Here is a 23,720-nt window from a genome sequence, read left to right on the forward strand (position 1 = left end):
GTTACAGTTATCCCCAGTCGCATCCAGTTATCCTTCGCCGCGGGCGCAATCGAACCCCTCTTCGCCGCGCCGGCGACCCTCAGCCCAATCCGTAGTCTTTCAGATCAGGCCGGCAACCGTGCGGCTGCCGGCCCATGGTCGATTACTTTTAACCCAAGCCGGCTTTCGAGGTGGCGTCCCACACCTGCATACCATACAGGATGGCCAGGACCAACCCGGTCACCGCAAGCACCACAGTGAGCAGCTTGCCCCACTTGTCGATGGCTTCCAGTTTCTTCGCCGTGGTCATCTGCTGATCAATCGCACCGCTGGCCGCCCCCAGGTGGATCGAATCGTCCTCGTTGGCAGAAACGCTCCTTCTCATGAGCGCCAACGAAAGCACAATGACACCTAAAACAGCCCAGACAATCGCAAAAGGCAGTAGGTTCATGATCGTATCTCCTTTACAGCAACTGCGGACAGCCCGGCTTCAATGTTCGTTCCGGCCACCCGCCGACTTCGGTCTCGTTGTCCCCGTGCGCAAACAGGCGGCCAGCACAGCCAGCACCACCGTGTTCATCGGATCCTGCTCAGAGAGCACGGAGTTCACACCCGCCTCCCAGGCTTCCCGGAGATGCCCGGCATCATTCCTGGTAATCAAAACGATTCGCTCTGGATGCCTCAGCGGCGGTGTCATCGCCCCAAACCGCTCGCCATCCATCACCACCACACACGCAGAGTCAAAATCGGGACATTCCACACACTGCACCGGCACGTGCGTACTGCGCGCCAGCATGGAGCGCAAGGCATCGGCCCGGGCCGTGTCGCACATCGCTACTTGAATGGATCCCATAGTTCCCGCCTGCTCTCTCGCCTCGATCCGGCTGGCCTCCGCGCGGCAATCGCGATATTCGTCTCCAAAACTATTTCCGTCCGGCCTACCCGCCGGAACCCGGTTCCTTTCCACTCCGGCTACTCGACCGGCTGCTTCCGCCGCCGTCCGAAGCCGCTGCCTGGCTCCGCTTCGCCTGATTCTTTCAAGAACTCTCTTTCACACCTGCAATCAAAAGGCCAATGCGGCAAATATAAGCAGACCCTCATATCCTTATTTCAATGTTCAACTTACAGACCTTGCCCCTCGCGCAATCTCCCACTGCGCTTCGCCCTCAATGGGGCAATTCCCCCACTTATCTGCGTGAGTCCCTTTCATCTCCCCCTCAAGAGCCATACAATAGGTCTTCACAGGGGCATATGGCCAAACTAACGGCAACCTGGCAGAACGCAAACGTTCTCAGCCACGTATTCGACCAACTCTCGGACGCTTTGGTGCTGTACGACACCAACCACCTCATCACTGGGGTCAATGCGGCCGCGGAGAAGCTGTTCGGTATGGGCGCGGAGGAACTCGTCGGCAAAGACTGTCACGAAATGTTCCGATGCCAGGATTGCGAACCCGGGTGCGGCATGCACACCGGCCTCACCCAACCCTCAAACGGCAATTCCACGGTGCGGCTCCGCACCCAGAACGGCATGGAAAGGCTGGTTGTCATCCGCACCAGCCAGATCCACAACTCCGAGGGCGAACTCGAAGGCGCCGTCGCCGCTATCAAGGATGTCACCGCCGAGGTGGAACCGCAGAAGCGCGAGATCATCTGCGAATCGCCGGCCATGCTCGAGATGATGCACTTCGTCCGCCGGGTCGCCATCAGCGAAGCCACCACCATCCTCCTGGAAGGCGAAAACGGCGTCGGCAAGGACCTGATCGCCAAAACCCTGCATTACCAGAGCACCCGCCAGGCGGAACCGTTCATCGCCATTAACTGCGCAGCCATCCCCGATACCCTGCTCGAAAGTGAGCTATTCGGCTACGAGAAGGGTGCGTTCACTGACGCACGGGCCCAGAAAAAGGGCATCTTCGAGCTGGCCGACAAAGGCACACTGTTTCTGGACGAAATCGGCGAGATTCCTCTCATGCTGCAGGCGAAACTCCTGCGCGTGCTGGAAGAGCAGTGCTTCCGCCGCCTGGGCGGCCTCAAGGACATCAAACTGGAGCTGCGCGTCGTCGCCGCCACGAACAAGAATCTGCGCGAAGCCGTCAAGGAAGGCGCGTTCCGGCAGGATCTGTTCTTCCGCCTCAACGTCATCCACATCACCATTCCCCCGCTGCGCGAGCGGCCGGAAGATGTCCCCCCACTGGCCAACTTCTTCCTGCAGCACTACAACAAGAAGTTCAAACGCCACATGGACGGCATCGCGCCCGATGCCATGCGGCTGCTGATCACCCACGACTGGCCGGGCAACGTTCGCGAACTGCGCAACGCGATCGAACGGGCCATGATTCTGGAGGATTCCAGCTACATCACCGCGCCCAGCCTGCCGATGAGCGTCAGCCACAGCAATGCCATCGCCGCGGCGGCCGCCCCCGCCGCGTTCGCACCCGGCTTCCCGGACGAAGGCATCTCGCTGGAAGATAGCGAACGCCGCCTGCTGGTCTCCGCCCTGGAAAAGACCAGCGGCAACCAGACGCAGGCCGCGCGCCTGCTGCGCATCACCCGCGACACCCTGCGCTATAAGATGAAGAAATTCGACCTGCGCTAGCCGTCCTCAGACCAGCGCCATTTCCAGGTTCTGCTGGACCAGGTCGAAGAAACCGCCCGTGTCGACGTTCAGCGCCACACGGTGCCGGGAACCGGTCCCCAGCGTGGTGCGGCCCCGTTCCGGCCCGGCACCCGCTTCCACGGCCACCGTCGCCTGTACGGTCTCATACAGCTCCGGCGATTCCAGATAGGCGAGGACATTCGGATCGTGCAGCGGCCCGCCCGCCGTTCCGCAGCGTGACCTTGTCCACGCCCCATACGCCCGCAGGGTCTCCGCCAACCCGCCGCCCCAGGTCTCCAACCCCGCAATCCGCACCAGCCGGTCTTCCGTCACCAGCGTACGGTGCGAAGTGTCCAGCGGAATGAAGACCAACTCCAGTCCGCTGTTGACCACCTCCTGCGCCGCCTCGGCATCGGCCCAGATGTTGAACTCAGCCCACTGGGTGACATTCCCCTGCGACACCAGTGCCCCACCCTGCCCCTGTACGGTGTACGTCCCGAAGCCGCCGCCCATCACCACGACGGGGCCCAGCAGGTCCACGATGCCCGGATCCAGGCGCAGCGCCAGCGCCACATTGGTCAGAGGACCCAGGCAGGCCAGGCGCAGGCTGCGCGGCGGGCACTTCCTGGCCGTACGGCAAATCAGCTCGGCCGCGGACCACCGGCCCGGCTGCGCCAGCGGGGCCGGCAACGCCAATCCGTGCAGGCCGTCATCGCCATGGACTTCCGACGCAGTCCGCAAGGGAACCGATAGCGGCCCTGCTGCTCCGGCATAGACCGGCACATCCGGACGACCCGCCATCGCCAGGATCCCGAGCGCATTCCGCGTCACCTGCTCCAATTCGACGTTGCCGCCGATCGTCGTCAGGGCCTTCACCCTCAGCCGCTTCGACCCGAGCGCCGAAAGAATGGCGAACATGTCATCGACACCTGGATCCGTGTCAATGATCACGCAGTCGTATTGTTCGTTCATTGGACCGTCAGAACTCCCAGATCGCCGTCTTGTCCGGCCTCAACGTCAGCACGGATCGGGCCCCAAACCGCACCGTCATCCGCTCCGCCGGCGCCTTTCGCAAGCGGAACGACACACTGCGCAGCCCGTGCGGACCCTGCCCCATGGGCAGAAACCGGATCGTCACCGCCGGTTTCACCTGCCCCATCCAGTGCATCATGCGCTCCATCTCGTCCGCCGGCAAGGCCAGCGTAAGGCCTGTGACATCATCAAGATACGCGTCCGCCGGAGTCTCCGCCAGGACGCTCTTGTAGCGTTTCAGCACCTCGGCCCGAGTCACACCCTGCCCCACGCCGCCTTCCGGCCGCCACTTCGCGAGAAACTCCGGCGTGTACTCCATGATCCAGGACTCCAGCCCCTTAGCCAGTTGCGGCACGGGGCTCAGGCGATAGAACCAGGGGATCTGTTGGTCGTTCCAGCCGCGCGTGATCAGGTCCCGATGCGCGCCTTCGATGTCCGGCATGGCTCCCACGGCGTCGACACCGAAGGCAACGGCGGTCTCCCCCACGGCGCGTTTTTCCTGTGCGGAATCGAAGAACTCAAAGTACGTTTTGGTGCCGTAGAAGTAGATGCCCGTGTAGCTGCGGTCCGCGCGCACGGTCGTGCGTTTCTCAAAATTGGCGAACTCCTGCTTCAGAAAGGAGCTCTGCTCGATCGCCGCATAGGTGGCCGAATCGACTGTCACATAAAAGTGGTTCAACTCTATCGAACTTTGGGCCATTGATGTCGACATCATTAGTATCAATAGATAGGGTTTCGTCAGAAGATTCATTGTATCTTTATGCGCACTTCACTGGCGCATGATCTTGTCCATCTTAAAATGGTTTCATGCCTAGATTGCTTCAACTCGCTCTTGGTGTGTTTACACTCACCGGAGTACTCTTCGCCCAGTCCGAGGCCGGTGGGGCAACCGTCACCGGCACCGTGACTGATCCCAGTGGAGCCGCCGTAACGGGCGCAAAGGTGACACTGAACAGCGACCAGACCGGCTACACCCGCGTCTTCGAAACCAACGCCAGCGGCCTGTACAACTTTGCCCGCGTCCCCGTCGGACGCTACAGCCTCGTGATCGACAAGTCTGGCTTCAAGAGCGTCAAGCGCACCGACATGGACCTGACCGTGGGCGCCATGCTGACCGTCGATGCCGCCCTCACCGTCGGCTCCACCTCGGAAAGCATTACGGTCAGCGGCGACCTGCCCCTCGTCGAGACTACCCGCTCCCAGACCTCCACGAATGTGGACGAGCGGGCCGTCAAGGATCTGCCCATCAACGGCCGTAACTTCCTCGATTTCACACTGTTGACGCCCGGTGTCAATCGCGACACGCGCGGCGGCGACCTCACCTTCGGAGGCCAGCGCGGCACCGCCAACAGCCTGCTGGTCGACGGCATGGACTCCAACAACCTCTTCTTCGGGCAGAGTTCCGGCCGCGCCGGTGTGCGCAATCCGTACTCTTTCTCGCAGGATGCCGTCGAGGAGTTCCAGGTGAACACCAACGGCTTTGCGGCGGAGATCGGCCGCGCCGGCGGCGGCGTCATCAACGTGGTGACGAAGTCGGGCACGAACACCTTCCACGGCAACGCCTTCGAGTTCTTCCGCGACCGCGAATTGAACGCCAACACGTTCATCAACAAGTCGCGTGGCATCGTGCGCCAGCCCTACCACTACAACCAGTTTGGCGGCACGGTCGGCGGCCCCATCAAGAAGGATAAGATTTTCTTCTTCCTCAGCTACGACGGCCAGCGCAACCTGAACCCGAATCCGGTGTTCTTCAACTTCACCGTTCCCACCGATTCGCTGTCCCAGGCCGGCGCGGCTGAGCTCTCGAAGTATCTGACGCCCTACACCACCGGGTATCGCAACGACATCGGCCTGGCCAAGGTCGACTGGAACCTTTCCAACACCCAGCGGCTCAGCGTCCGCGCCAACATCCACCGCTTCACCGGGATCAACTTCGAAAACGGCGGCAACCAGAGCGCCCAGGAGCACACCGGCAACTCGCTGGTGTCCACCAACAGCCTGGCTGTGAACTACAGCAAGGTGTTCGGCTCGGCGGTCGTTTTCGACTCCCGCTTCAACTGGGTGAAGGACGACGAACCCGGCGAGGCCAATTCCACCGCGCCCGAGACCGTCGTCAACCAGAGCGGCGGCAGTTTCACCTTTGGCCGCAACAACTTCTCGCCCCGCTACACCAACTCCAAGCGCTACCAGTTCATCGAATCCGTCAGCTACCTGCGCGGCAAGCACGCCTACAAGATCGGCGGCGACCTGAACTTCGAACGGATCGACAACTTCTTCCCAGGCAACTTCTCGGGCGTTTACCGCTACAACAGCCTGGCCGATTTTGCCGCCCGCAAGCCGTTCCAGTTCACCCAGGGCTTTGCCGGCGACGGCACCGACGGGCCGCTCACCAAGCCGAACATCGCCGAGTTTGCCTTCTTCGTGCAGGATGCGTGGCGCGTCACGGACCGCCTGACGCTGAACTACGGCTACCGCTACGACATCGCCTCGTACGCGCAACCCAAGGTGTTGAACCCCGACGCCGGCCTCGCCGCCCAGGGCCTGGCCACCAATCGCATCAACACCGACAAGAACAACCATGCGCCCCGCTTTGGTTTCGCCTATCGCCTGGACGACAAAGGCCGGCAGTTGCTGCGCGGCGGCTATGGAATCTTCTACTCGCGCACGCCGTCCATCCTCACCGGCACCGCGATGTCCCAGAACGGCATCCAGGTGCAGACCTACACGCTCAGCGCCAACCTGCCCACCTACCCCAACATCCTTTCGGCGCCGCCCACCGTTTCGCGCACCCCGGACATTTATGTGGTTGCGCCGAACTACGTGTCGCCGCTCACGGCCCAGTGGAACTTTAACTACGAAGTCCAGTTAAGCAAGGACTACGCCGTGACCTTCGGCTACCTTGGCCTGCACGGCTACCACCTGTCCCGCACGCGCGACATCAACCTGTTCCCGCTGTATGCCGACACGGCCACCTATGCCAACGGGACCCCCACGGTGATCTACACCCGCCTGGCCAACCGCCCGAACGCCAACTTCGGCCGCATCAGCCTGTTCGACTCTGGCGCCGACTCCATCTACCATGGAGCCTTTGTCCAGGGCACCAAGCGTTTCTCCCGCAACTTCCAGTTGCTGGCCAGCTACACCTTCTCCAAGGTCATCGATACCGTACCCGACGCCACCAGCGTCGTTGTCGGCAGCGATGACGGCAAGGTCGCGCTGGACACCCTCAATCCGAACAACGACCGCGCAGCGGGCGACACCAACGTGAAGCACCGCTTCGTGGCCTCCGGCGTGTGGGACCTGAACTACTTCCAGCGCTACAACAACGCCTTCGCCCACTACATCCTGAACGGTTGGCAGCTTTCCGGCATCTTCAATGCCCGCAGCGGCCAGCCTTACTCGGCCACGGTTGGCGGCAATGCGGATATCAACCGCGACGGCAACACGCGCAACGATCGTGCTCCGATGACGGGCCGCAACATCTACACGCTGCCCAGCGTCTACACGCTCGACGCCCGCGTGACCAAGGTGGTGCCGCTGTACAAGGAGAGTGTCCGGCTGCGCCTGGTCGGCGAAGCGTTCAACCTCGCCAACCGGGCCAATGTTGCCAACGTGAACCGCACTCCCTTCAACTACAACTCCACCACCAAGGTCTTCAGCCCGGTGGCGATCTTCGGCACCGCCTCCACGGCTGGTGATCCGCGCATCCTTCAGATCGCGGCCAAGATCGAGTTCTAGTTTCCGGTCCACTCCGAACGCAAAAAAGGCCGGGCATGGCGCCCGGCCTTTTTGCGTAGTTTGTGAGAGTTCGTCTAACCGGCGGATTTCTTTGGATCGGCGCCCACCGAGGAGTAGCGCGAAGGCAGGATGGAGAAGTACTCCACGAACCGCTTCTTGGTGTCGATTTCCATGGTCTTCTTCTCGAGGATGGCGTTCGCCAGGTTGGTGAACTGCTTGCCCAGTTCCGTGGTCGGATCCACGGCGCGGCCCGACTGCAGCGCGCGATGGACGCCCTGGTAGTCGTTCGAGAAGTTCATCATCACCGGCACGCCCAGCAGATCCTCTATCTGCGCCGGGCTCACGACGCTGCGTTTGTGGCCGCGGTTGAGCAGCACACTCACGCGGTCGCCAAGCTCCAACCCATTGAGGAAATTGAACTTCTCCCGGGCTAGGTGCAGCGAAGGAATCTCCGGTGTCACCACCAGGAAGATGCGCTTGGCCTCGTGCATGATTTCCAGCGAATAGCGCTCCAGGTTGCCCGACAGATCCACGCAGATGGCGCGGTAGTGGCGGCGGGCGAACTCCAGGAGATGCCGGACCTGGGAAGACTCGATGCGGAAGTCAGGATTCAACCGGCCGGAATGGAGCACGTCCATCTGGCCGACACGCGTCACCAGTTGAGGCCAAAGGGATTCGTCGAGAGTCAGGGCGTTCTCGGCGGCTTCCACGACAGAATGCGCATTGTTCAGCTTCAGCATGAAGCCGATGATGCCCGACGTCAGGTCCATGTCGAGAAGCAGGACCCCGGTTTCCGGATTGCGCGACAGTGCCACCGCGGCGTTTAAGGCGACCGTGGAGGTACCCACTCCCTGCTTCGAAGGCAGAAACGCGAAGAGCTGATCAGTCGCGTTCACCGCCGCCGGACGCTTCTGCGCCACCGCCTCGACTCGAGCCAGGGTGTCGTAAATGGCTTGATTCGCAAACGGCAGGGACAAAAACTCGCGGACGCCTGCCCGCATGATATCCAGCAGAACTTCAGCGTCGGTCGAACGATGCACCGCGACCAACTGCAATCCAGGGAATTCGCGATCCACCAGACGGATGATCTCGGTCGCTTTCGGCAGCGACTCGGTGCTGAGAAATACTACCTGCGGTGCATGCGCCCGGGCAAACCGCATGAACTCAAGTTCCGTCGGGTACCGATCCAGATCGCGAACGAGTACGATCTGGCCCGTTTCCGACAGAGCTTGTTCCAGCCGTTCCGCCAACTCGGAATCCGGACAGATGACAAGTCCCCTCAACATAGTCCAATATCCTAGATATCAAATTAGAGCGGATGCTCGATTTCATCAATCGAACGTTCCCCTTAGCCCTGCCCCCCAGAGTGATCCACACTCTAAGGTGCCAGCTAAGGTTTATGCCGGACTAACCCTGCTGCCGTTCGAACTTCTACACTCCACGCCGATTGCCGTAAATCAGCACATGCAGCCGCGGGCAGAACCGGTAACCGTTCTGCTTGCAGATCTCTACAAGCCATTCGGTACGCTCTTGCAGTCTATCGGCGGAAACACCTTCGGGCATAAGGAGGATGCGCTCAGGATTCGCATCGATTTCGGTGACGATCTTTCGGATCTCCTCCAGGTCGCCTGGCTGAGCCACCACAAACTTGACCTGGTAGTCGTAATCCGCCATCAGGCGTCGCAGCACATCCGGCCGGTAACGCAGCCGTTCGTGGCCCACCGCATACCGTCCGCCTTCCCGGTCCCAGGGCGTCGAATTGGCCAGCTTGGGACTCAGGCTCATCAGGTCGCATTCCACGGGTTGCCACACCGTGCCCGCGGTTTCGATGGTGATATGCCGGCCCAACGCCCGCAGTTGCCGCGTCAATTCGACGGTTTCGGCAAACAACATCGGCTCCCCGCCCGTGATCACCACATGCCGGTAGCCGGGCTCCGATTCGACCCGCCGGACCAAGGAGTCCAGATCCGCCTCTTCCCCCTCCGGCTGCCAGGAGGTATAGGGCGTGTCACACCAGGTGCATCGGAGATTGCAGCCGGACACGCGAAGGAACAGCGAAGGCACTCCAGAGAGGATTCCTTCTCCCTGAATAGTGGTGAAAATCTCGGAGACTCTCACCCCGCATACTCCAGCGGATCCCTCAGCCCGGCCTCCACGAAGCCGGCCAGCCGCAACTGGCAGGAATCGCAGCGCCCGCAGGGGCGGCCTTCCACCGGGTCGTAGCAACTGTGCGTCAACCCGTAATCCACGCCTAATGAGACACCTAGCTGGATGATCTCGGCCTTGGAGAGGCTGATGAGAGGGGTATGGATTTTGAGTGCGCCATGCCCTTCGACGCCCGCCTTGGTGGCCAGGTTGGCCATCTTCTCGAAGGCCTCGATGTACTCGGGCCGGCAGTCGGGATAGCCCGAGTAATCCACCGCATTGACCCCTAGGTAGATATCGGTGGCCCCGAGCACCTCAGCCCAAGCCAAGGCAATGGAGAGGAAGACCGTGTTCCGGGCAGGTACGTAGGTGATCGGGATGCCTTCCCCCATTTCGGCGGTGGGACGCCCCTTGGGGACGTCGATGTCCGCCGTCAAGGCGGAGCCGCCGAAGGCGCGCAGGTCAATCTTGATCACTTTGTGCGCGGCGGCGCCAAGTGCGTCAGAGACGCGCTGCGCGCATTCAAGTTCCACTTGATGTCTTTGGCCGTAATCAAATGAAATACTATATACTTCAAAGCCATCACGGAGTGCACAGGCGAGGGTCGTCGCCGAATCCAATCCGCCGCTCAACAGGCACACTGCCCTCATCGGCCAATATCCTCCGGCAACCTTCTCGTCAAGACAAAACCCAAGGCGGGAAACACCAGCAAACCGAACAGCGCCGTATGCAACGAAGCGTGGTCCGCGATCCAACCCGTCAGCGGAATAAACAGCATACCCGCCATACCCCAGGCAAAACCCATCAGCAAGGCCGAAACGGTAGCTGCCTGAGATGGAACAAGCTGTTGCGCTACAACAACATTCACAGGAATCGTAAACAAAAGGATGAACCCACCCAAAATCAAACTCGCCACGCCGACGGGTCCCGGCACCAGGAAGAAGACGGCCATGCAGGGCACCGACCAAAGGAACGAATGGACGATAATCCGCTTCGCCCCAAAGCGCTCCGCCAGGTGTCCGCCGAGGAATCCACCGACGGCTCCAAAGCTCAAGTACAACGTGACCAAATAGGCCGCATCGCTCAGAGAATAATGCCGTTCCCTGCTCAGGTAGAGAATCAGGAATTGGCCGTAGGTGACCTGCACCGCCGACCGGAAGAACACGCCGAGGTACAGAATCGTCATGGGCCCGCGTACCGCCTGAAGCGCCGCCCAATCGAAGCTTCGAACTTTGCGCGGCCCGGTCTCGCCGGGAGCCCGGACAATCACGAGCATGACCACGCTGAGGAGTACGCCCGGGACCGCGGCCCAGACCAGGTGGTCGACGCCGATGCGCTGGATCACTTCCTTGAAGAAGGCCGGCGACAGCGCCATGCCGAGGGTGCCCGCGCTGATGAACACCGCCATCCAGCCGCCGCGATCGCCGCGCATGCCGGAGGTGGACCACGACGAGCCCTGCGGATGGAAGGCGCTGACGCCCGCTCCGCCGAGCATCATGAGTGCCAGCAAGGCCCCGTAGCCCGGAGCCATGGTGGCCCCGAGGATGAACAATCCGGCCACGGCGGGCCCTAGACAGGAGAAGAGCTTCGACCGGTACCTATCCGAAAGGTAGCCATAAATTGGCTGCGTGACGGAGGAGCTGAAGACCAGGAGTCCGCCGATTAACCCCGCTTGCGACAGGTTGAGTCCGTAACGGGCGACCAGGAAGGGCTGCAGGACGCCCAAGGACCCGGAGTAGACGTCGACCAGAAAATGGGCGAGCGAGAACAAGGTCAACGTGATAGCGCCGGCGCGGAGCCGCGACCACGATGACGCCACGGGCCATGCTCCAGTGCCTGCGCTCATCGGTGAAAGGTGGGGTGAACTCTAAGTATAGCGGGGTACGGCGCCGGCCCCTTCTAAGGTTGCCCTCCCAGTGAGTCACCTCGCTACAATAGCCTCTGATGTCATTCTGGCGGGGTGCCGCGCTTTACGCCGCGCTGGTGCTGTTCTTCCTCATCGCAAACCGGGGTGCCTACAAGGGCTACTTCAACGACGACGACCTCGACAATCTGGTCCAGACGCGTGGCGCCGCGGTCTCCCTGTTCGCTGAAGGCCTGGTCAGCCCGCAGCTTTCGCCCAGCAACTTCCGCCCCGTGGGCCACTTCTTCTACAAGGCCATGGGCCCGCTCGCCGGCCTGCAATACGCCCCGTATGTCGCCGTGCTCCAGTTCGTGCACCTGCTGAACGTCCTGCTGCTCTGGTTCGTGCTGCGCCGGTTGGGCGCTCCACCCCTGCCGGCTGCCGCCGGTGTCCTCTTCTATGCGTTCCACATGGCCTGCTTCGACGGCTACTGGAAGCCGATGTTCATCTTCGACGTCGCTTGTGCCGCGTTCCTGCTGGTTACCCTGCTGCTGTACCTGCGCGGCCACTGGCTGCTGGCGCTGATTCCGTTCTGGATCGCATACAAAACAAAGGAGCCGGCCGTCGCGCTTCCGGCTGTTCTGCTGCTGTACGAATTCGTACTGGGGGAACGCCGCTGGAAGCGCGTGCTGCCGTATCTGGGCATCGCCGCCCTGTTTTCCGTCCAGGCGATCTTCCAGAACCATCAAACCGACAACGACTACACGCTGCGGTTTACCGCGCCTGCGGTGTGGACCACGTTCTCCTTCTATTCTTCCAAGATCCTGCTGTTGCCTTATGCCGGAGCAGCCCTGCTCCTGCTGCTGTTCCGCCGCGACCGCCGCATCCTTTTCGGGCTCGGCGCGCTGGTGCTGCTCATGGGCCCGATGTGGTTCCTGCCCGGCCGCCTGTTTGGGGTCTACCTCTACATCCCGCTGATCGGGCTGGCCGTCGCTTTCGCGTTCCTGACGGAGAATTGGAAGCCGGCCTGGATCGCCCTGTTCTTTGCCGTCTGGATTCCCTGGAACTACTACTGGCTGCGCGAGCAGCGCCGGACGACTCTGACCATCGCATTCGAGAACCGGCCGTATGTCGAGGCGCTGGGCCAGTTTCTAAAGGGCGAGAAGGACTTGCGAGCCGTACTCTACGATGGCGGCCCGTCCGGCATGCGAAATTGGGGCATCGAAGGCGCCATCCGCTGGTTCCTGCCGGATCCCGAGCTCAAGACCGGCCCGCTCGAAGACCAGCAGGCTCGGCAGTATTTGCAGTCGCCGCAATTGGCTTTGATCAGTTGGGACCCGGTGAAGAAGCACCTGATCACGAGTACCCGGCGGCAAGGGCAGCCGGATCCCTCGCAGATCGTGATGGCGACGGGCAATCCGGTCTGGCTGCTGGGCGACGGCTGGTTTCCCCTGGAGAACGGTTTCCGCTGGATCAAACCCACGGCCACCGCACACCTTGCGCATCCGGCCGCGGCGAAGGAGTTCTTCGTGCGCATCAACCTGGGGCCAGTTCAGTACAAGGACCAGGGCCGCGTCGAACTCGAACTGTTCCTGGACGGGCACTCGCAGGGCAGGCGCGTCTACGATCAGGTGGCCTGGCTGGAGCGCCGGTGGCCGGTTCCTTCCGGGCTGCCGGCGGAGGTCGAGGTCACGCTGCGGTCAGTGAATCCATACCAGCCTTCGAACGGCGACCCTCGGGTGCTGGGGGCGGCCATCGCGGGTTTTTGGGTTCGTGGAGTAACCGCGGCTCCCAGTTGGTGGCGGGTTTGGCTCTAGCGAGTTGGTTGGGCAGTTTGGCGGGCTGCCCGTTCGTTGACACTCGCGGCTCAATGGGGTGGTTCACGGTAGTGGGAGAACAGTCTCGCATAGAAACGATATCGGGGAAAGAATCACATAGCAGGGAGTAGAAGGAGGAGCGGACCGCACCGCCGCTAGCCTATGGCGAATCAATCCTCACTGCCCTGGGGCGTCGCGCTGATCCTGTTCATCGCTTACGCGCTTGTCAGTTCCGGCACCATCACGCCCGGGCCACCTGTCTCGGCGGGGGCCCAACCGGCCGCTGCCGCGCCCCCGCCGCCAGCGAATCCAAAGGAAGAAGGCGATCTCGCCTGCCTCGATGTTCCGCCGCCGCTGCGCCCGGCCTGCCGCCAACTGACCCCTGCGCGCACCGTCTCGGGTGAGTTGCTTTCCCCTGCCCAGCAAGCCCCCGACTGCAAGACGAAACCCTGTCCAGAGGCAACGAAACACTGGGAGAAACAACCCTGGGTGACACGCGCCCACAAGAACCTGAAGGTGGTGATCGCCCTGGTTCCTGATCCGGAGATGACCCGCCTGGCCCTCTACTACGGACGCGCCCTGGACAGCATCACGCTCGCCGCTGAACGGGCCGATTATCTCTTCGATTCCTATTGGGTGCCCTGGAAGACAGCAGGTTCGCGCAGCGCCGCCGACACGACGAAGGGGCTTCCTCCGTTGGTGCCCGCCGGCCTGGATCCTCCTTCCACCCTGCCTGGAGCACTCCTGTTCCGCCAATCGTCCTCTTCGTGGGAGCCGGCGGCACAAACCTCGGGCACCGCCTATCTGCTCGTGCTGCTGGTGGGGGAATCCAATGTCTCCGGCCTGTGCCGCGATCAGTTCAAGGAAGCGCTATACTACCGCTCCACGCTGACGCCAGACGCACCGGAAGTCCCCATCATCGGGCCCTCCTACTCAGGCACGTTTGCCTCCCTGCACAAGTGTCTGCGGGAGGACCGGCTGAGTTTCCCGGCGCACACCTACCGCATCGTGTCCTCCAATACGACCGTCAAGGAGGCGAGGCGCCAGATGCGCGAAAGTGACCTGCACGTGCAGCTCACCGCCATCCAGCGGGACGACGAGAGCACGATGAACGCGTTGCTGCACAACGTCAGGGGGCTAGGGCGCATCGCTACGCTGTCAGAGGGCGACACCGCGTTCGGGACCACCAAGCTGCCGCAGTGGGGCGCCAAACGCGGCGCGCCGGTGATCACGCGCATCTCGTTCCCGCGCGGCATCGCCCAACTGCGGGATGTGTATCCGGAAGATACTCCGTCCAAACCGGCGGCCGGCGCCGGCCCTTCGACGGAGCAGTTGCCGCTCTCGCTGCGCGGCAGTCCCGCCGGCAGCGATACGCCCGAGGTTTTCAACGTGAAACATCTCACCGTCGCCCAGGAAGCCCAGATGCAGACCATCGCCGGCATCCTGAACCGGGGCGGCTTCGAGACGGCCTTCATCTTCGCCTCGGATGTTCTGGACCTGACCTTTGTCACCGGCTACCTGCGCCAGTCGTGCCCCAATCTCAGGGTGATCGTGCAGGACTGGGATCTGCTCTTCGTCCAGACCACCACCAAGTGGTCGATGGACGGCGTATGGGTCGTGACCAGCCTGCTGCCCCCTCCACAGAATCTGCTTGTCCCCGAACGCCACCACTTCGACGTGCCCTCCTATTGGACTCCGTTGTTGGCCGCGAGCCAGTTTGAGCACGCCACTTACGACGCCGCCTATACGGTGTTGAGCGAGATGTTTCCGCCGCGCTGTAAGAACACGCCGGCGGACAAACCGCAGCCGCCGCCCGGGTGTCCTGACGAACACAGCCGCTCTTCGATCACGACGCTTGCCTCGGAGCAGCGTGAGCCCATTTGGCTCAGCATCGTCGGCCGCAGAAGTCTTTGGCCCGTACGCGATCTTGACGATGCCGCCCCATTTCTGGAAGCTGCATCCGACCAGGCGCAAAGCGAGGACTCCCCACCTGTCTCGGGCCGCCTCAGCCGGCTCACCGCGCTGCTGGTTTGCGTGATCTTCTGCGTGGCGGCCCTGTATCAATCCCTGGCCGCATACAGCATCCTCCATCCGTTGCTGCCCAGCCGAGTGTACTCGGTCGCCGTACCCCGGCCTTTCCGGAGTTTCCGGTGGTGGGAGGAGGGCTTCGAAGGCCGGGTCGGGTATCACGCCCTGGGGATCCTGCTATTGGGCGGAATGTCCTATGTGCTCACCGCCCCCTTTGCCCATTGGCGGATCGAGCATCTGCCGCTTGCCTCCCTCGAAAGTGTGGGTCTCGTGCTGGCGCTGCTGTCACTCCTGCTGGCTGCGCTGGGAGTGGTGCGCCTGCTGGGGCCAACGGTCCGCAGGCTGCTGCGCCACCCCGAACCAGAGCCCCGAGCCCAGCCGGAGGGGCTCTTCCAGTGGCTGGTTTCCGGCGATCGCCGCATCCCGATGCTGATGGCGATCCTCACGGCGATGGGCGTGGCGCTGTCGTTCCTCTACTACTGGCGCGACCTCATGGGTGATCCCACCACCGTGCGCAGCCATTTCCTGGGGCTCCGCGCGTTGGATGCGTTCAGCGGGGTGGCCCCTTCCCTGCCCGTGCTGCTGCTGGGCTGCGGCTTCCTGACGCTTGCCTGGACCCAAATGAGCCGCCACGAGCTGTACATGCGGGTCCGTCCCGACATTCCAGAGGTGTTTCCCGCTGCCTTGAGCGCCTTCCAACCCGGCGGACCCGCGGCTGGACCGCTCACCGTGGCGGGCTTCGTGGCCGCGGCCACCCTCATCGCCACTACCCTGCTGCAGCTCTTCGAACGCCAGTCGTTCGACGGCCCACGGTTCGACCACCTGTACTTCGCCGGCCTGTCCGTGCTGTGGGCGGCGTTGGTGGTCGCCGCGGTCCGTCTCTACCGGCTGTGGCGCCCCTTGCAGTGCCTGCTGCTGACGCTGGAGCGGTCGCCGCTGCGGCGCGCGTTCACGGCGCTGCCGCCAGAGTTCGCCAGTTCGCCGCTATTGCCGTCGTCGCGCCGCCAGGACCATCGGATCATGCTGGCCCGGTCGCTGGACACCCTGCGCGCGCTGGCCGTTGAAACGAAGTCGACCGAGTTCGCCGCACAATTGCGGGCGGCACTGCCGCCGATGACGAGGATCTGCGATCGCTACCTTTTCTCGGAGGCCTGCGGACACCGCTTCTCGGCCTTCTATTTCCGTTGGGTCCAGCGGGCTCTCGCCGAACAGGCAAGAGCGGCGGCCCTCCTTCTTCAACCCGTGTGGGCCAAGGGCATGGCCGTGAAGGAAGGCACCGAACCGCCACCCAAGGATTCCTCGAAGGAAACCAGCCTGGCCGAGGAGTTTCTCGCCTTGCGGTTCCTGGCCGTCATCCGGTACTCCGTCAGCCAGATGTGGTGCCAGATCTGGTTTCTGGCCCTCGGTTTCTTCTTCGCGGTTCTGTCCACTACCGCTTATCCGTTCCGGTCGCAGGGTTCCATCCGCTGGATGACGAATCTGTTCCTGGTCATCCTGGGCATTCCGGTGCTCATGATTGTCCTGCGCGCGGAACGGAGTTCCATCCTGCGCCGCCTGTCGGCCAATCCCGACGGCAAGCCGGGCGGTCAACTCGTTCAGTTGCTCACGCGCTTGCTGGTGCTGGGTGCGTTGCCCCTGTTGAGTGTGATCAACAGCTATGTGCCGCTGCTGGGGCGGTTCCTTTCCAGTTGGATCGAGCCCCTGGCCGCCGTCCCGAAATAATCCTTCACGCTCCCCTTGATTACCTACAAGAGCAGGTGTATGCTCCTTCTTGTAGATAACCAAGGGGGCGTAATGAGCAAGCCGACCGACCTCGTGCAGGGCACGTTGAATCTTCTGATCCTGAAGACACTCACGCTTGGACCGCAGCACGGGTGGTCGATCGCGCAGCTCATCAAGGAGCGGTCTGAAGAGGTGCTGCTGGTCCAGCAGGGATCGCTCTATCCGGCGCTGCACAAGCTGGAGACGCTCGGTTTCATCGAGTCCGAATGGGGCGGCAGCGAGAACAACCGCCGCGCCAAGTTCTACTCGCTCACGCGCAAGGGCAAGCAGTATCTGAAAGAGGAAGAGGCGAATTGGGAGCGTCTTTCCCGCGCCATCGGCCTGATTGTCAAGATGGCCTGAATTCATAAGGAGCAGCACCATGAACTGGATTCAGAGACTTCGCTTTCTCGTACGGAAGAACGAGACCGATGTTGAGCTCGACGAGGAACTGCGGTTCCATCTCGACCGCCAGATCGAGCTGAACCTCGCGAACGGCATGCCGCCCGCCGAAGCGCGCTATGCCGCAATGCAGGAATTCGGGATCGTTGAACAGATCAAGGAAGAGTGCCGTTCTTCGCGCGGGATGGACTGGTTGAACGGGATCGCTCAGGACGTCCGCTATGCCCTGCGCAACTTCCGGCGCAACCGGAGCTTTGCCCTCACCGTACTGGCGGTCACCGCCATCGGCATTGGTTCTTCGACGGCTGTTTTCAGCGTTGTCGACCGGATTCTCTTCAGAAGCCTGCCGTACGCGGATGCCAGCCGCCTGGTCTCGATGGGCATCTCGATTCCCTGGATGGATTACGACTTCCTGACTTGGTCCGACTATGCCGAGTTCAAGCGAACGCCCACGAAGCTGCAGAGTGTCACCTCATGGACCGGAGTGGTGGACTGCGACCTGACAGGCGATCGGCCGTTGCGCCTGGCCTGCGCCCGGGTCGAGGCGTCCTTCCTGCCCGTGCTGGGCATTCAACCGGTGCTGGGCCGGAACTTCGTAGCCGAGGAGGATCGCCCGAATGTGCCCGGGGTCGCACTGATTACGCATGCCATGTGGCAGAACCGCTTTGGCGGCCTGCCGTCCACGATCGGGCACAAGTTGACGATCGATGGAACTGAGCGCCAGATCATCGGCATCCTGCCGCCCGATTTCGAGCTACCCACGCTCGAGAAGGCGGATTTGGTCATCCCCCAGGCGATGCCGCCGCTGCCGGCCGGCGGAGGACGGCCCATGCAGGTTTACGGACGGCTGCAGGCCGGCGCGACACCGCAGCAGTTGAGGGACGCCGTGATGCCGCTGGCGGATCGCCTCTTCTCGTTCGCTCCGCCGGCCGCGCGGAAGCAGTTGAAGTTCCAGGTGAAGCCGCTGCAGGAGATGCAGTCCGGCAATATGTACCTGGCTGCCTGGACACTGCTGGGCGCCGTCCTCGCCATGCTGCTGATTGCCTGTGCGAATGTCGCTAACCTCCTGTTGGCGCGTGCCTTGGCGAGACAGAGGGAGCTGGCCGTGCGGGCCGCCCTGGGGGCCTCGCGGGGCCGCCTGGTCCGCCAGACTCTGACGGAGAGCATGCTGCTGAGCCTGTCCGGAGGCGCCGCGGGCATCCTGCTCGCCTACGGTTTGCTGCGCGTCTTTGTGTACATCGCCCCAGCGGGGTTGCCGCATCTGACCGGAGCCCGGCTGGACTTGCGGGTTCTCGGCTTCACAGTCGCCGCCTCGCTGCTCTGCGGGTTCATCTTCGGACTCGCGCCCTCGCTGCATACGCCGTCCGCTTCCACGATCTCCGGAACCCGCGCCACGCCGCGGTCCAGCATGATCACCCGGCACGCCCTCGTCAGCGCCCAACTGAGCTTCTCGCTGATCCTGCTGACCTGCGCCGGGCTGCTGCTGCAGAGCCTGTGGAACCGGCAGCGGCTCTCCCTGGGGATGAGGACCGACCATGTCGTGACGGCGGAGATGGCGTTGACCATCCGCTACTCGCAGCCGTCCGCCCGGCTGGCGTTCTTCGAGTCGCTGGAACAGCGGCTGGCCCGCCTGCCTGGAGTGGAGACGGTTGCCCTGAGCGATTCGCTGCCGCCCGGCGGTGTACCTCGTTCCCAGCCTTTGTACGCGCTGGAAGGCAGCGTCCGGACGCAGGCCGAGCCGAGCAGCGGCATCGTCGTCTGGCGGCATGTTTCCCCCGGCTATTTCAAGGCCCTGGGAATTCCCATCCTCAAGGGCCGGCCGTTCACGGAGGAGGATCGCGGTCCGAAACAGATGGTCGTGATCCTGAGCCAGTCGCTGGCGAGTCTGCTGTTTCCCGGTGAAGATGCGCTCGGCAAACAGATGCGCCGCTTTCCGAAAGGGCCACTCTACACGGTGGTGGGTATCGCGTCGAGCGTACGAAACGGCGGCCTGATCGATGCCAACCATCCGGAGTACTACATGGTGCGCCGGCATTCCGACGAAGATGCCCTGGCTGCGTCCGCGGTGATTGTGCGCGGCCAAGCCAAGCCGGAGTTATTGGAATCGTGGATCCGGTCGGAGGTGGCGGCGCTGGATCCCGTCATTCCGCCCCTGATCCAGACCTTTGACCAGCACATGGGCGAACTGGCGGCGCGGCCCCGCTTCCAGGCGCTGCTGCTGGCGCTGTTCGCCGCGATTGGCCTGATCCTCTCCGCCTCGGGCCTGTATGGCTTGATCTCGTACCTGGCCGCCCAGCGGGAGCGGGAGATCGGGGTAAGGCTGGCACTGGGCGCAACGCCCTCACAGATCCTGAGGATGATCCTGGCGCATGCGTTCCGCTGGACTTCGGCGGGCCTGGTTTTTGGGATCGCCGGTGCGGCCGCCGCCGCTTATGGATTGAGAGGGTTGTTGTTCCACATCCAGCCGGCCGATCCGGCGGCGTTTGCGTCGGCGGCCGTGAGCCTCGCGCTGGTGGCGCTGCTGGCGGCGCTGCTTCCGTCGCGCAGGGCATCGCGAGTGGATCCGATGACCACGCTCCGCCAGGACTAAACGGCGTGGGCACCGGGAAGGGCGTTTTCGTTGGGAAATGTGGCGATTCGACCGGTACACCCTCCTGGTGGTGGGCTATACCGCCATAAACGCATTTAATGGCGATCACATCTTGCATTTTCCGGACTAACACCCTAATCTGTAGAAGATGACTCTGACCGAACAGCTCTGGAACCACCAGCAACTGAGCGGCAGAGCCGTGCAACTTTTCGTAGTAGTAGGGATTATTCAGATTGGGGTCACCGTACTGGGACCTGCCTGAGTGAGCCTTACCTGAGTTACAAAAAAGGCCACCAGGCGGAAAGATCCCGCCGAGGTGGCCTTTTTCAATTCACCCCAGTCCCTGATAGACAAGAGAGGATTCCTCAGACCGATGTCCAACCTGATGAGTGGTGCACGCATTTTATTGGAGTGCCTGGCGCGCGAAGGCGTTGACGTGATCTTCGGCTATCCCGGAGGCGTCACGCTACCTTTGTACGACGTCATCTACGACAACCCCATTCGCCATGTTCTGGTGCGGCACGAGGAAAACGCAGCTTTTTCCGCCGCCGGGTATGCGCGAGCAACGGGCAAGGTGGGCGTGTGTTGCGCGACCTCCGGCCCCGGCGCGACCAACCTGACGACCGGCCTGGTGGATGCCATGATGGACTCCATCCCGGTGGTGGCCCTCACCGGCCAGGTGACCAGCAAGCTGATCGGCAGCGACGCGTTCCAGGAAGCCGACACGTTCGGCATCACGCGGCCCTGCACGAAGCACAACTTCCTGGTCAAAGACATCAAGGAACTGGCGCAGATCGTTCACGAGGCCTTCCACATCGCCTCCACTGGCCGTCCCGGGCCGGTGCTGGTCGACATCACGAAGGACGTGCTGCAAGGCCAGGCGCACTACACGCCGATCAACGAGATTCACCTGCCGGGCTACAAGGTGGTCACCGACGGCCATGCCGGCCAGATCCGGCGCGCGGCGCAGATGATGTGGGAAGCGCAGCGGCCTTACGTTTACGCGGGCGGCGGCATCCTGGCGGCGGGCGCATCGCCTGAGCTGAAGGAACTGGTCGAGACGCTGGACGCGCCGGCGGTCTGCACCCTGATGGGTTTGGGCGGCCTGCCGGGTTCGCATCCGAACTTTATCTCGATGCCGGGCATGCACGGCTCCTACACGGCCAACATGGGCATGTATGAGTGCGACCTGCTGATCGCCCTGGGTGTGCGGTTTGACGACCGCGTGACGGGCCGGCTGGCGGCGTTCGCTCCGCATGCCAAGGTGATCCACGTGGACATCGATCCGGCCGAGATCGGCAAGAACCGCACGGCGGATCTGCCCATCGTCGGCGACGTGAAGAAGGTCCTCGGCAAGCTGAACCGGAACCTGAAGGAACTGGAACCGGAGATGGCCTCGAAGAACTCGGAAGGCCGCAATGCCTGGTGGAAGCAGGTGCGCGGCTGGCAGGCGGAGCATCCGCTGGAGCCGGTGTTCTCGGCCGACGAGATCAAGCCGCAGCACCTGATGTACGAGATCAACAAGCTCTCTGACGGCAAGGCGATTGTGAGCGTGGATGTGGGCCAGCACCAGATGTGGGCCGCGCAGTTCATCAAGTTCGACAATCCGCGGACCTGGATCTGTTCGGGCGGCCTCGGCTCGATGGGCTTCGGCCTGCCGGCCGCGATCGGCGCGCAGATGGCGCATCCTGACCAGACCGTCTTCGCGATCTGCGGCGACGGCGGCTTCCAGATGGCCCTGCCGGAACTGGCGACCCTGGTGAACTACCAGCTGCCGGTGAAGGTGATCATCATGAACAATGGCTACCTGGGCATGGTGCGCCAGTGGCAGGAATTGTTCTACAACAACCGTTTGTCGTCGGTGGAGTTGAGCGCGTTCCCGAACGTGGAACTGCTGGCCGCCGCGTATGGAATGAAGGGGCGCATCGTGCACACCCCCATGGAACTGGCTTCGGCGTTGAAGGAAGCGGTGGACGAGCCGGGTCCTTACCTGATGGATGTGCGCGTGTCGCAGTTTGAAAACGTCTACCCGATGGTTCCGGCCGGAGCCGCCATCAACGAGATGGTGCTGGCCCCGCCGCAACCGGTGGCTGTGCCCCGCTAAGGAGTAATTGTCATGCTGATGACCATATCTATATTGATGGAGAACAAGCCGGGCGCCCTGATGCGCGTCACGGGCCTGATCAGCCAGCGCGGCTACAATATCGAGTCATTGACAGTGGCTCGGACACTTGATCCGACGTTGTCCCGAATGACGCTGATGGTGGACGTCGAGTCGCGGCTGCGGGGCCTGGTGATTAAGCAGATGAACCGCCTGGTGAACGTACTGCAGGCGGCGGATCTGACGGACGCACCGGCCGTGATGCGCGAGATGGTGCTGCTGCGGGTGCGCGCCACCCAGGAGAACCGGACGGCTATCTTAAAAGAGTCGGAGATTTTCGGGGCCCGCGTGGTGGATTCCTCCGTGGAGGGCTTCGCCCTGGAGGCGACCGGCGCCTCGGAGAAGATGGAAGAGTTTATCGCCGTCATGGAAACTTACGGCGAAATCGAAGTCACGCGATCGGGGATGGTGGCGGTGAGCCTGGAAGCCAAGAAGCTCCGGCTGGCGCCGCCGATCTCCAAGGGCCAACCGGAGACGGTGGGACAGGTTTAGCGGGGAAGATTCCGCTGAGGGGTGGGCGCTGCCCCCAGATCGAGGCGCGCCCCGTCCTGAAGAGGCGGAATCGGTGAGAGTCCCCTGGTTTTGAATTGGAAAGGAATCTGAGTATTCGTTATGGCAAATCGTTTTTATGAGAAGGACGGCTCGCTCGCTCCGCTCGCGGGCAAGACAGTGGCCATCGTCGGCTACGGCTCGCAGGGCCACGCGCACGCGCTGAACCTGCGGGATTCGGGCGTGAACGTGATTGTGGGCCTGCCGCCCACGTCGAAGTCCAAGGCGAAAGCCGAATCCGCCGGTCTCACCGTGGTGACCCCGGCCGAAGCGGGCGCCCAGGCCGACGTCATCATGGTTCTGGTCCCGGATCACATCCAGGCCGACCTCTACAACAACGACCTGGCGCCGTCGATGAAGCCGGGCAAGACGCTGATGTTCGCGCACGGTTTCAACATCCACTTCGGCTTCATCACTCCTCCGGCCGGCGTGGACGTTTCGATGATCGCGCCCAAGGCCCCCGGCCACCGCGTCCGCGAAGTCTTCACCGAAGGCCAGGGCGTGCCGGCGCTGATCGCCGTTGCCCAGGATGCCTCCGGCAAGGCCCACGAGAATGCCCTGGCGTATGCCCTGGCGCTCGGCTCCCTCAAGGCTGGTGTGATCGAGACCACGTTCAAGGAAGAGACCGAGTCGGACCTCTTCGGCGAGCAGGCTGTGTTGTGCGGCGGCGCCTCCGAACTGATCCGCGCCGGTTTCGAAACCCTGGTGGAAGCCGGCTACGCGCCGGAAATCGCCTACTTCGAGTGCCTGCACGAGCTGAAGCTGATTGTCGACCTCATCTATGAGGGCGGCCTCAGCTACATGCGCTACTCGGTTTCCGACACGGCCGAGTATGGCGACTACACGCGGGGTCCGCGCATCATCAACGAGCAGACCCGCGCCGAGATGCGGAAGATCCTCTCCGAAATCCAGTCCGGCGAATTCGCCAAGACATGGATGGCGGAGAACAAGAGCGGCCGTTCCGGCTTCCTGGCCATGCGGGAAGGCGCGCGCAAGCAGCGTATCGAGACCGTCGGCGCCGAGTTGCGCGACATGATGACCTTCCTCAAGAAGAAGAAGGTAGAAGAGTAAACTGCA

General features: G+C 62.7%; 17 protein-coding genes. 9 read left to right on the top strand and 8 right to left on the bottom strand.

Translation table 11 applies throughout. From position 1 onward, the window contains the following. Positions 1-148: 148 nt before the first annotated feature. Entirely contained in the window at positions 149-430 is a 282-nt protein-coding gene (locus tag IRI77_RS06655; RefSeq protein WP_194451289.1) for a hypothetical protein, read from the bottom strand. A gap of 39 nt (positions 431-469) precedes the next feature. After that, the gene (locus IRI77_RS06660; protein ID WP_194451290.1) at positions 470-832 is read right to left on the bottom strand and encodes a hypothetical protein; all 363 of its coding nucleotides are present in this window, start codon (positions 830-832) and stop codon (positions 470-472) included. A 398-nt stretch (positions 833-1,230) separates the two neighbouring features. On the opposite strand from IRI77_RS06660, the gene IRI77_RS06665 reads away from it, so the two are divergent. Further along, positions 1,231-2,577, top strand: a complete 1,347-nt coding sequence (locus IRI77_RS06665; RefSeq protein ID WP_194451291.1) for a sigma-54 interaction domain-containing protein — start codon at positions 1,231-1,233, stop codon at positions 2,575-2,577. Between the two features lie 6 nt (positions 2,578-2,583). Here the strand turns inward: IRI77_RS06665 and IRI77_RS06670 are convergent, their stop codons facing one another. Together IRI77_RS06670 and IRI77_RS06675 are read right to left on the bottom strand one after the other, a co-directional pair. After that, a complete protein-coding gene (locus IRI77_RS06670) occupies positions 2,584-3,549 on the bottom strand; it encodes a nucleoside hydrolase (protein WP_194451292.1) in 966 nt (321 codons plus the stop codon). Between the two features lie 7 nt (positions 3,550-3,556). Then, entirely contained in the window at positions 3,557-4,309 is a 753-nt protein-coding gene (locus IRI77_RS06675) for a DUF5829 family protein (RefSeq protein WP_194451293.1), read from the bottom strand. 107 nt (positions 4,310-4,416) lie between these two features. On the opposite strand from IRI77_RS06675, the gene IRI77_RS06680 reads away from it, so the two are divergent. Beyond that, positions 4,417-7,347, top strand: coding sequence for a TonB-dependent receptor (locus IRI77_RS06680; protein WP_194451294.1), 2,931 nt, complete (start codon positions 4,417-4,419; stop codon positions 7,345-7,347). Positions 7,348-7,421: 74 nt separating this feature from the next. Here IRI77_RS06680 and IRI77_RS06685 read toward each other — a convergent pair whose 3' ends face one another. From IRI77_RS06685 to IRI77_RS06700, 4 genes are all read right to left on the bottom strand, one after another. Further along, positions 7,422-8,633 (bottom strand): AAA family ATPase, encoded by a 1,212-nt coding sequence (locus tag IRI77_RS06685; RefSeq protein WP_194451295.1) that lies wholly within the window; start codon positions 8,631-8,633, stop codon positions 7,422-7,424. Between the two features lie 145 nt (positions 8,634-8,778). Beyond that, positions 8,779-9,465, bottom strand: coding sequence for a 7-carboxy-7-deazaguanine synthase QueE (locus IRI77_RS06690; protein ID WP_194451296.1), 687 nt, complete (start codon positions 9,463-9,465; stop codon positions 8,779-8,781). Next, entirely contained in the window at positions 9,462-10,142 is a 681-nt protein-coding gene (gene queC, locus IRI77_RS06695) for a 7-cyano-7-deazaguanine synthase QueC (protein ID WP_194451297.1), read from the bottom strand. The genes IRI77_RS06690 and queC overlap by 4 nt, the downstream gene beginning before the upstream one ends. Next, positions 10,139-11,311: an MFS transporter gene (locus tag IRI77_RS06700; RefSeq protein WP_194451298.1), complete on the bottom strand. Its 1,173-nt coding sequence runs from the start codon at positions 11,309-11,311 to the stop codon at positions 10,139-10,141. Before IRI77_RS06700 ends, queC begins: the two co-directional genes overlap by 4 nt. 125 nt (positions 11,312-11,436) lie before the next feature. Here IRI77_RS06700 and IRI77_RS06705 point away from each other — a divergent pair, with 125 nt between their 5' ends. The 7 genes from IRI77_RS06705 to ilvC all read left to right on the top strand — a co-directional run bounded on the left by IRI77_RS06705 (position 11,437) and on the right by ilvC (position 23,714). Beyond that, positions 11,437-13,152 (top strand): hypothetical protein, encoded by a 1,716-nt coding sequence (locus IRI77_RS06705; protein ID WP_194451299.1) that lies wholly within the window; start codon positions 11,437-11,439, stop codon positions 13,150-13,152. A 162-nt stretch (positions 13,153-13,314) separates the two neighbouring features. Continuing rightward, positions 13,315-16,902 (top strand): hypothetical protein, encoded by a 3,588-nt coding sequence (locus tag IRI77_RS06710; RefSeq protein WP_194451300.1) that lies wholly within the window; start codon positions 13,315-13,317, stop codon positions 16,900-16,902. A gap of 72 nt (positions 16,903-16,974) precedes the next feature. Continuing rightward, positions 16,975-17,304, top strand: coding sequence for a PadR family transcriptional regulator (locus tag IRI77_RS06715; protein ID WP_194451301.1), 330 nt, complete (start codon positions 16,975-16,977; stop codon positions 17,302-17,304). A 19-nt stretch (positions 17,305-17,323) separates the two neighbouring features. After that, positions 17,324-19,933, top strand: coding sequence for an ABC transporter permease (locus tag IRI77_RS06720; protein ID WP_194451302.1), 2,610 nt, complete (start codon positions 17,324-17,326; stop codon positions 19,931-19,933). 373 nt (positions 19,934-20,306) lie between these two features. Further along, complete coding sequence (gene ilvB / locus IRI77_RS06725) at positions 20,307-22,037, top strand: biosynthetic-type acetolactate synthase large subunit (RefSeq protein WP_194451303.1); 1,731 nt, start codon at positions 20,307-20,309, stop codon at positions 22,035-22,037. 12 nt (positions 22,038-22,049) lie between these two features. After that, positions 22,050-22,586 (top strand): acetolactate synthase small subunit, encoded by a 537-nt coding sequence (gene ilvN / locus IRI77_RS06730; RefSeq protein ID WP_194451304.1) that lies wholly within the window; start codon positions 22,050-22,052, stop codon positions 22,584-22,586. A gap of 120 nt (positions 22,587-22,706) precedes the next feature. Then, positions 22,707-23,714 (top strand): ketol-acid reductoisomerase, encoded by a 1,008-nt coding sequence (gene ilvC, locus IRI77_RS06735; RefSeq protein ID WP_194451305.1) that lies wholly within the window; start codon positions 22,707-22,709, stop codon positions 23,712-23,714. Positions 23,715-23,720 lie beyond the last annotated feature (6 nt).

Origin of the sequence: Paludibaculum fermentans (assembly GCF_015277775.1) — a bacterium.
Lineage (GTDB): Bacteria > Acidobacteriota > Terriglobia > Bryobacterales > Bryobacteraceae > Paludibaculum > Paludibaculum fermentans.

Excerpts from the sequence above, each read along its gene's own strand:
- queC (WP_194451297.1), bottom strand. The coding sequence starts at position 10,142 with ATGAGGGCAGTGTGCCTGTTGAGCGGCGGATTGGATTCGGCGACGACC.
- IRI77_RS06660 (WP_194451290.1), bottom strand. The coding sequence starts at position 832 with ATGGGATCCATTCAAGTAGCGATGTGCGACACGGCCCGGGCCGATGCC.
- IRI77_RS06710 (WP_194451300.1), top strand. The coding sequence starts at position 13,315 with ATGGCGAATCAATCCTCACTGCCCTGGGGCGTCGCGCTGATCCTGTTC.
- IRI77_RS06705 (WP_194451299.1), top strand. The coding sequence starts at position 11,437 with ATGTCATTCTGGCGGGGTGCCGCGCTTTACGCCGCGCTGGTGCTGTTC.
- IRI77_RS06655 (WP_194451289.1), bottom strand. The coding sequence starts at position 430 with ATGAACCTACTGCCTTTTGCGATTGTCTGGGCTGTTTTAGGTGTCATT.
- ilvN (WP_194451304.1), top strand. The coding sequence starts at position 22,050 with ATGCTGATGACCATATCTATATTGATGGAGAACAAGCCGGGCGCCCTG.
- IRI77_RS06720 (WP_194451302.1), top strand. The coding sequence starts at position 17,324 with ATGAACTGGATTCAGAGACTTCGCTTTCTCGTACGGAAGAACGAGACC.
- IRI77_RS06685 (WP_194451295.1), bottom strand. The coding sequence starts at position 8,633 with ATGTTGAGGGGACTTGTCATCTGTCCGGATTCCGAGTTGGCGGAACGG.
- IRI77_RS06665 (WP_194451291.1), top strand. The coding sequence starts at position 1,231 with ATGGCCAAACTAACGGCAACCTGGCAGAACGCAAACGTTCTCAGCCAC.
- ilvB (WP_194451303.1), top strand. The coding sequence starts at position 20,307 with ATGTCCAACCTGATGAGTGGTGCACGCATTTTATTGGAGTGCCTGGCG.
- IRI77_RS06675 (WP_194451293.1), bottom strand. The coding sequence starts at position 4,309 with ATGGCCCAAAGTTCGATAGAGTTGAACCACTTTTATGTGACAGTCGAT.
- IRI77_RS06715 (WP_194451301.1), top strand. The coding sequence starts at position 16,975 with ATGAGCAAGCCGACCGACCTCGTGCAGGGCACGTTGAATCTTCTGATC.
- IRI77_RS06680 (WP_194451294.1), top strand. The coding sequence starts at position 4,417 with ATGCCTAGATTGCTTCAACTCGCTCTTGGTGTGTTTACACTCACCGGA.
- ilvC (WP_194451305.1), top strand. The coding sequence starts at position 22,707 with ATGGCAAATCGTTTTTATGAGAAGGACGGCTCGCTCGCTCCGCTCGCG.
- IRI77_RS06670 (WP_194451292.1), bottom strand. The coding sequence starts at position 3,549 with ATGAACGAACAATACGACTGCGTGATCATTGACACGGATCCAGGTGTC.